This is a genomic window from Paenarthrobacter sp. CM16 (assembly GCF_013179505.1).
Taxonomy (GTDB): Bacteria; Actinomycetota; Actinomycetes; order Actinomycetales; family Micrococcaceae; genus Arthrobacter.
The window spans coordinates 1-6,535 of record NZ_JABMCX010000262.1 but is presented as its reverse complement, the minus strand read 5'-3'; the positions used below and the strand labels follow the sequence as shown (position 1 = coordinate 6,535).

Here is a 6,535-nt window from a genome sequence, read left to right as displayed (position 1 = left end):
GCCAACTCCTCGCGGAGGGCTGCGGCGCGTTCTTCCATGGAGCGTCCGTACACCACGGCCACTTCCACCTCCACGGTGATGGGGGCTCCCGCAGTGGTCACGTCTCCCTGGAGCCGGCACTTTCCGGCGGCTGTTCCGGGGAGGGCGTCGGCCACGGAGCGGATCAGGGCGGAGACGGCTCCTTCGGTTTCCCACAGCGCGTCATCAGGGTGTTCGGCCCGCAAGGGAATGCTCCGCCCGGGCCGCAGTTCCAGCCGCAGGTTGTCCAGGATTGATTGCATCCAGTCGTCGGTTCCTGAGCCCGCGTCCGCAACATCGGACCGGAGCAGGTCTCCGCCGAGTTCCGAGAGGTGGCGCAGCGAGGACAACGCGGCCTGGCATTCGGGGCATCGCTCCAGATGGGTTGGATCCTCAATCTGTCCCGTGTCCAGGTAGGCACTGAGATCCGCGAGGCTGTGCCCGCAATCGAGGGTGTCGCCGGGGGTGTTCATCGCCATTCCTCCATGGTGCGTGCGAGCGTGATCCGTGCCCTGGCCAACCGGCCACGAACACTGTCCAGGCTGATGTTCAAGGTCAGCGCAATCTCCTCGTAGCTCTGGTCATTGAATTCCTTGAGGACCCAACACCGCCGTTGTTCCTCGGGGAGCGCGGCGAGTGCGGCTTTAAGGGCCTTCACGCGCGAGCCGTTGACAGCATTGTTTTCCGGATCGTGGGTCATGGTCCGGGGGGTATCGTCCCGCTGGTTTTCCATGTCGTCCAGGTCCACGTGGTTGCGTCGTTTCCTGAGGTGGTCGATGCTGCGGCTGCCCACAATCCTCATGAGCCAGCCCTTGACGGCGGCTGGGTCCCGGAGGGTGTCCAACTGCTTCCAGGCTTGCACCAACGTTTCCTGGACTACGTCATCGGCGTCCGCCAGGCTGCCCGTCAGCCGGCGGGCGGTGGCGCGCATCAGTGGGCCATGGCGTCGGGCGAGGGCTTCGAAGGCGGCCGTGTCGCCGTCCGCTGCCCGCCCGGCCAGCAACGCATCCGGAACGAGGTCCAGTTGGTGCTGCGCCGCGGGTGAACCAGTCACGTTCTGCCTTCCCGGTGGAGTGGTGGGTAATGGTGGAAGTGGAGCGGCCCCGCCATCGTTGCGGGGCCGTCCGGGAGATGCCTACTTCTTAGTGAAGCCCTCTTTGAGCTTCTGGGCTGCTTCCTTGATGTTGTCGCCGATCCCGGCGGCAGCATCCTTGACCTTCTCGCCTGCTTGCTGGAGCTTTGCCTGAGCCTGATCGTGCTGGCCTTCGCGCTCCAAGGACTGGTCCCCGGTCAGTTTCCCGGCACCTTCCTTGGCGGCACCCAGGTGTTCGGTGGCGGCGTTGTTGATCTTGTCATTGATTCCCATGGTGTTCCCTTTTCTTCTTCTGTGCGCGTGCTCTGTTGTGCCGCGCATGGTTCGGGTGGAGAGAAATGCGGTCCTTTGGTTACCGGGCGCGTCGCGATCCGGACACCTGGGTTCGGGCGCCGCTGGTAATTCGGACCAGGACGGGGATTGGATGTCCCAGGAGGGCATCCATTTCCCGGATGAGTTGTTCGGCGGTGTCGGCGAGTTCGCGTGGTGAGCTTCCCTTGCGGGCTTCAAGGCGGAGGCGGAGTGCGGTTCCCCGCCGGGATTCCCAGGCTGAGACGGACGTGGCCAGGACGTCGCGGTTCCCGCTGAGGGCTTCCCGGATGGCTGCGGAAACCAGCCCCACATCTACTACGGTCCGGCCGGTTGCGGCGTCAGAACCGTCAGCTTGGGCGGATCCGTCAAGTTGTTCGGCCAGGCGTGGAGTGCGGCCACCGCCTTGGGAAGCGAGCCAGGCTGCACTGAGGGCTGCGCCAAGGAGCAGTACCCCAAGGCCCGCCACTATCCACCAACTCCGGACCGGCTCCGGAAGGGGTGCGGTGCGCACGAGGTCCCTGGCGTATTGCTGTGCGGATGATGCCACGGCTGTCCAGGTATCGGCTGCGCCCGGCAGGATTCCGGCCGCGATGACTGCGGCACCGGCTCCCAGCAGTGCGATGCCCAGCAGGGCCAGCAGGATGCGGTTCAATGCACGGTTTGTTTGCCTCATTGCCCTACCGCTCCTTGGTCCAGTATCCGGATGCTCGAGGAGACCCGGCGGTCCAGCGCTAAGGCGGCCAGCTCGTCGTCGACCGCTGTTGTGATGGCCTGGCGGTCCAGCGGAACGCCCGACGTCGGACGGGCCTGGACGCGTACGGACCGTCCCCCGATGGTGGTGGTCACCTGCCCCGGGGCCAGGCTGGCGGCGAGCCGTGCGGTGCTGGAGACGGCCGCGGCAATCACGTCGTCGTCCACCACTACTGCAGCGCGCCGGCCCGCTACGGAGCGCCGGGCCTTCCTGCCTTTGCCCAGGGCAGCTCCGAGGAGTACCAGGCCCAGGATGCCGAGGCCGGCTCCGGCCGCTGCCATTCCCGCCGGGAGCGTGGCGGCCGGGAGGCCGATCAGCCACTGGAACATTTGTGCGGGACTTGCCAGCAGCGGCTGGTCACTGAGGATCCACAGCACTGCTTCCAGTGCCAGCCAGAGGAAAACGAGCATCAGGATGCAGGCGCAAATGATGGACGGGAGAGCCCGCGAAGAGTGTGTTTCGCGGCGGATCAACCGCCGCAGGGTCCGGTCCTGGCTCATTGCACCCTCCTTTCCCTGCCGTGTTCGGTGAAGTGTTCCTTGGCGGCCGCAAGCCGGATGTCTACCCTGCCGATCTCCAGTCCGGTCAGCTCCAGGCCTCGGGACACCACTTGTGTTCGTGCTGCCCGGGCTTGTTCGAAGACCGTGCCCGTGGCTTTCCGCGGTCCCAGGAGCGGGGGGAGGGACAGCCTGACGGAAAGCCTGACTCCGAGCCTGCCGGCATCGTCATCCAAGTCAGCTGCCACGTTGCCCGCATCCACCCTGAACGCCTGGGCGGTAACGGCTTCCAACGTTTTACGGATGGCGTTCGGGGTGATGCGGGTATGTCCGGGGCGGTTCCTTCCGGCTCGGTTCAAGTCGGCGCGGTTCATGTCGAGGAGCGCTTGCCCCGCAGTGCGTCCAGCACGCCACGGAGGTCAAGCTTTCCTTCGGCGGAACGGCCCAGCACGGCCCCGATGCCCATGAACAGCGCTGTCAGCAACAGGCCCTGGAAACCAAAGGCCAACCCAGCCAGGGCCAGGACCGCTCCGATGGCTACGCCGGTGAGGGTGGGGTTCATGCGACCCTCGGCTCGCGGCCGGCGTCGTCTGCGTCTTCATCCTCGGTGGGAACGTGGATGTCGGTGATAGTGATGTTGACCTCGGTGACTTCCATGCCCACCAGGTCCTCGATGGCGGTGTAGACGGCGTCGCGGGCGTTGTCCGCTACTTCCTGGAGCGGGTGGGGGTACTCGACAACCAGGGTGACATCCACGGCCACCTGGGTCTGGCCCACCTCAACGCTGACGCCCTGGGTGAGGTCCTTCTGGCCCACCTTTTCGCGCAGGTTGCCGATGGCACGGGCAGCGCCGCCGCCAAGGGCATGGACGCCCGGGATTTCCTGGATGGCGATGCCGGCTATTTTGGCAACAACTCCGTCGGCAACCGTGGTGGCCCCGCGGCCGTCCTTGCCTTTATTCAGGGCAGGGGTGTTGGTCTCAGGTGCCCCGGCGGGGTTCTTGGCGGGAACATCTGCGGGGGTGTGAGTCTGGATCGTCATGGCGATTGCTCCTGTCCGTTGGTGCGGCGCTTGTTGTGCGCCGTCATGAATAAGACGTGCCGATGCCGGGATTCCTCACGCACGAGTTTTAGTGACGTGCATCACCCGTGAGCGCAAGTCCCCAATTCAGCCAGGACGGCTCATGCAGCAGGTCCGGCTGTGGGTTCACTATTGTTCAACTCGCGCCATGCCAAGGATGGAACTCCTACTGTGGTGGGGCTACTACTACGTGCCCTGCAGGAGAATCATGGCAACCGCATTCACCATGCCCGCCCCGGACTTCAACCTCAGCCCCATCACGGGCTGGACCCGGGACCACTGGGTTGCCTTCGCTGATCAGCAATTACTCGCGGTGCGACCCCGCTTCTCCCCGCTGAAGGCGGCCATCCTGCTGGCCGGCCGCCCGTCGTCGTCGGGCGCTGTGTCGGACGGGTTGGAAGGCTTCGCGCGGACGTTCCTGCTGGCGGCTTTCCGGGTGGCGGGGGAGGGCGGGCGCGATCCCCATGGCCACCTTGGACTGTATAGGGCGGGCCTCCTGCACGGCACGGTGATCAATGGTCCGGAAGCATGGCTGCCCATCACGGACCGCTCACAGCCCATGGTGGAAGCCGCGTCGATTGTCCTGGCGCTCCAGCTCACCAAGCCCTGGCTGTGGGACACGCTTTCAGCGGGAGAGCAGGAGCAGGTGGCGGTGTGGCTGCAGGGTTCTTCACGCAGCACCTGCGTAGATAACAACTGGGTGCTCTTCCAAGTAATGATCGCCGAGTTCCTGGCCACTGCGGGGTTCGAACACAACGAAGCCCACATAGTGCAGGGCCTGGACAGGCTGGACGACTGGTACGCAGGCGGCGGCTGGTACAGGGATGGGGACAATGACGGCACAGGCGATTTCTTCGACTACTACTGTGGCTGGGCCATGCATCTGTACCCCATCCTGTGGGCGGAATTTGCTGCCGACCGGCATCCCCAAGCAGACCAACGCCTGGAAATCTCCCGTCGCCGCCTCGCCGCCTTCCTTGAGGACCACGTCCGGTTCTTCGGTGCCAACGGCGCCCCGGTGTTCCAAGGCCGCTCGCTGATCTACCGTTACGCCGCCGTCGCACCGCTCTTCATGGGCGAGGCAATCTGCGCCACGCCGCTCACCCCCGGCCAGACCCGCAGGATCGCCAGCGGCGCGGCAAAATACTTCCTCGACGGCGGCGCTTACGACGACGGCCTGCCGTCACTGGGGTGGCTCGGCGCTTTCGAACCCATGACCCAGGAATACTCCGGACCGGCCTCGCCCTACTGGACCTCCAAGGCGTTCGTCGGACTGCTCCTACCCCCGGACCACCCGGTGTGGACCGCCATTGAGGAGCCCTCACCCCTGGAATCCGCAGACGGCACAAAGCACGCCGATGCCCCCAACTACCTGCTCCACTCGACGGCCTCGGACGGTATCGCCCGCCTCCTCAACCATGGCAGCGACAAATACTATGCGCCCGGTCCGGACGAACCCCTCTACCGCCGCCTCGCCTATTCAAGCCATACGGCGCCACTGTTTACCGAGCACCCCGTCGACAACCACTTCGCCGTCCTCAACGATGCCGGGACGCCCAGCCGGCGCTCGCGGATCCACCGCCTTGCCGCCGGCGCAGGACAGGCCGCGAGCTGGCACGGCCCGGTGTGGAGCGACGCACAGGATCCCGCCGATTCTCCCTGGCGGGTGGCAACGGGGACCGCGGCCGCAGGCGGGTACGAACTCCGGGTACACGCCGTGGCGGCCCCGGCAGGTTCCGGTGGGACCGTCCGTGATGGCGGATACGCGCTCGCCGGCCACCCCAGTGTCCTCGCGCCCGGCGTCCTCACTGACGGCCGCTTGTACACAGCCATCCGGCCCCTTCATGGCTTGACGGACGGGGGCGTTCACCGGGGAGAAGGGGAGTCGCCGTTGGGTGCTTTGTCGGCCTGTGGTTATCTGGAGGGCCGGCTCTCCGGCGAACGCACCTGCTTCGCCTCCCTGGTGTACCTCGGCGGTGAGCCGCCCGCCTGGGTGCCTCCCGCCGTCGGGATTTCACCCGCTTTTGAACTGTTCGACGACGGCACCCGGGTGAGCGCCCGCCTCAACATGGGGGCGGGACAGGTGTTGGAGGTTGCGTTTGCCTTCTGAGGTGCGGGCCCGGAATCTTGAGCGAATCTTGAGATGAGCCGGCGCCCTTCTTGAGGACCCCGTCCGATGGTTGAAACATCAGCCACCCGCTGATGGAGCTTCCAGGAAGGACCACCGAAATGACTGACCAGATCTCCACCCAGTCCTCCAGTGCCACAGCTGTCCACGAGCCGCTTTCCAGCGCCGGGGAGGCAGTGCGCCACGTCGGCGAGGTCCTCGGCCAGACGCGGGTTGCCGTCCGTGAGCAGTTCAATCCGCTGGGTGTGGGACTGCGCAGTATTTGGCCGCAGTCGGTGGTCGGGTTCTAGCGGTCATCGGGACGGTTCCAACAGAGTTTTCGATAGAGTTTCGACGGAGTTTTGACACGGGCAGGGACCTCTCCCCTTCAGGAGGTACCCTGCCTGGCGCCATTTAAGGGACGATGGGTGCAGCTCAATAAATAAGGAGGCTTGTCATCAAGGAAGAGATGAGGAAGGCCGCCGATGTGGCCGAGGAAGCGTCGAATTCGCAGGCCTTCGCCGCGGTTGCACGCGGCGGATACGTGGTCAGCGGACTCCTGCACGTGCTCATTGGCATCATCGCCCTCCAACTGGCGTTCGGCAGCAGCGGCGAAGCCGATGTCAGCGGAGCCGTGACGTCCCTGGCCAGCCAGCCTTACGGACCGTTGCTGCTCT

11 protein-coding genes are annotated in these 6,535 nt (G+C 65.6%); 3 read left to right on the top strand and 8 right to left on the bottom strand.

The features are described 5' to 3' along the window. From HP499_RS18925 to HP499_RS18890, 8 genes are all read right to left on the bottom strand, one after another. Nucleotides 1-497, bottom strand: a 497-nt coding sequence (locus tag HP499_RS18925; RefSeq protein WP_253951688.1) for an Asp23/Gls24 family envelope stress response protein, incomplete at its 3' end; no start/stop codon positions are given. After that, nucleotides 488-1,072 carry an RNA polymerase sigma factor gene (locus tag HP499_RS18920; protein ID WP_172325713.1) on the bottom strand — a complete coding sequence of 195 codons (585 nt, stop codon included), beginning with the start codon at nucleotides 1,070-1,072 and terminating at the stop codon, nucleotides 488-490. The genes HP499_RS18920 and HP499_RS18925, both read right to left, overlap by 10 nt. 81 nt (nucleotides 1,073-1,153) lie before the next feature. Next, nucleotides 1,154-1,384: a CsbD family protein gene (locus tag HP499_RS18915; RefSeq protein ID WP_172325712.1), complete on the bottom strand. Its 231-nt coding sequence runs from the start codon at nucleotides 1,382-1,384 to the stop codon at nucleotides 1,154-1,156. Nucleotides 1,385-1,463: 79 nt separating this feature from the next. Next, nucleotides 1,464-2,096, bottom strand: coding sequence for a hypothetical protein (locus HP499_RS18910; protein WP_172325711.1), 633 nt, complete (start codon nucleotides 2,094-2,096; stop codon nucleotides 1,464-1,466). Continuing rightward, nucleotides 2,093-2,674, bottom strand: a complete 582-nt coding sequence (locus tag HP499_RS18905) for a hypothetical protein (protein WP_172325710.1) — start codon at nucleotides 2,672-2,674, stop codon at nucleotides 2,093-2,095. The genes HP499_RS18910 and HP499_RS18905 overlap by 4 nt, the downstream gene beginning before the upstream one ends. Next, a complete protein-coding gene (locus HP499_RS18900; RefSeq protein WP_172325709.1) occupies nucleotides 2,671-3,045 on the bottom strand; it encodes a hypothetical protein in 375 nt (124 codons plus the stop codon). Before HP499_RS18900 ends, HP499_RS18905 begins: the two co-directional genes overlap by 4 nt. Then, nucleotides 3,042-3,233, bottom strand: coding sequence for a DUF2273 domain-containing protein (locus HP499_RS18895; protein WP_172325708.1), 192 nt, complete (start codon nucleotides 3,231-3,233; stop codon nucleotides 3,042-3,044). Before HP499_RS18895 ends, HP499_RS18900 begins: the two co-directional genes overlap by 4 nt. Then, complete coding sequence (locus tag HP499_RS18890) at nucleotides 3,230-3,712, bottom strand: Asp23/Gls24 family envelope stress response protein (protein WP_172325707.1); 483 nt, start codon at nucleotides 3,710-3,712, stop codon at nucleotides 3,230-3,232. The genes HP499_RS18895 and HP499_RS18890 overlap by 4 nt, the downstream gene beginning before the upstream one ends. Nucleotides 3,713-3,959: 247 nt before the next feature. On the opposite strand from HP499_RS18890, the gene HP499_RS18885 reads away from it, so the two are divergent. The 3 genes from HP499_RS18885 to HP499_RS18875 all read left to right on the top strand — a co-directional run. Continuing rightward, on the top strand, nucleotides 3,960-5,861 hold the full coding sequence (locus HP499_RS18885) for a DUF2264 domain-containing protein (RefSeq protein ID WP_172325706.1): 1,902 nt from the start codon (nucleotides 3,960-3,962) through the stop codon (nucleotides 5,859-5,861). A gap of 119 nt (nucleotides 5,862-5,980) precedes the next feature. Then, the gene (locus tag HP499_RS18880) at nucleotides 5,981-6,169 is read left to right on the top strand and encodes a hypothetical protein (RefSeq protein WP_172325705.1); all 189 of its coding nucleotides are present in this window, start codon (nucleotides 5,981-5,983) and stop codon (nucleotides 6,167-6,169) included. A gap of 158 nt (nucleotides 6,170-6,327) precedes the next feature. Continuing rightward, nucleotides 6,328-6,535, top strand: a 208-nt coding sequence (locus HP499_RS18875) for a DUF1206 domain-containing protein (RefSeq protein ID WP_172325704.1), incomplete at its 3' end; no start/stop codon positions are given.

Bases quoted from the DNA above. Each gene is read 5' to 3' on its own strand.
- HP499_RS18890 (WP_172325707.1), bottom strand. From the start codon at position 3,712: ATGACGATCCAGACTCACACCCCCGCAGATGTTCCCGCCAAGAACCCC.
- HP499_RS18915 (WP_172325712.1), bottom strand. From the start codon at position 1,384: ATGGGAATCAATGACAAGATCAACAACGCCGCCACCGAACACCTGGGT.
- HP499_RS18900 (WP_172325709.1), bottom strand. From the start codon at position 3,045: ATGAACCGCGCCGACTTGAACCGAGCCGGAAGGAACCGCCCCGGACAT.
- HP499_RS18895 (WP_172325708.1), bottom strand. From the start codon at position 3,233: ATGAACCCCACCCTCACCGGCGTAGCCATCGGAGCGGTCCTGGCCCTG.
- HP499_RS18910 (WP_172325711.1), bottom strand. From the start codon at position 2,096: ATGAGGCAAACAAACCGTGCATTGAACCGCATCCTGCTGGCCCTGCTG.
- HP499_RS18905 (WP_172325710.1), bottom strand. From the start codon at position 2,674: ATGAGCCAGGACCGGACCCTGCGGCGGTTGATCCGCCGCGAAACACAC.
- HP499_RS18880 (WP_172325705.1), top strand. From the start codon at position 5,981: ATGACTGACCAGATCTCCACCCAGTCCTCCAGTGCCACAGCTGTCCAC.
- HP499_RS18885 (WP_172325706.1), top strand. From the start codon at position 3,960: ATGGCAACCGCATTCACCATGCCCGCCCCGGACTTCAACCTCAGCCCC.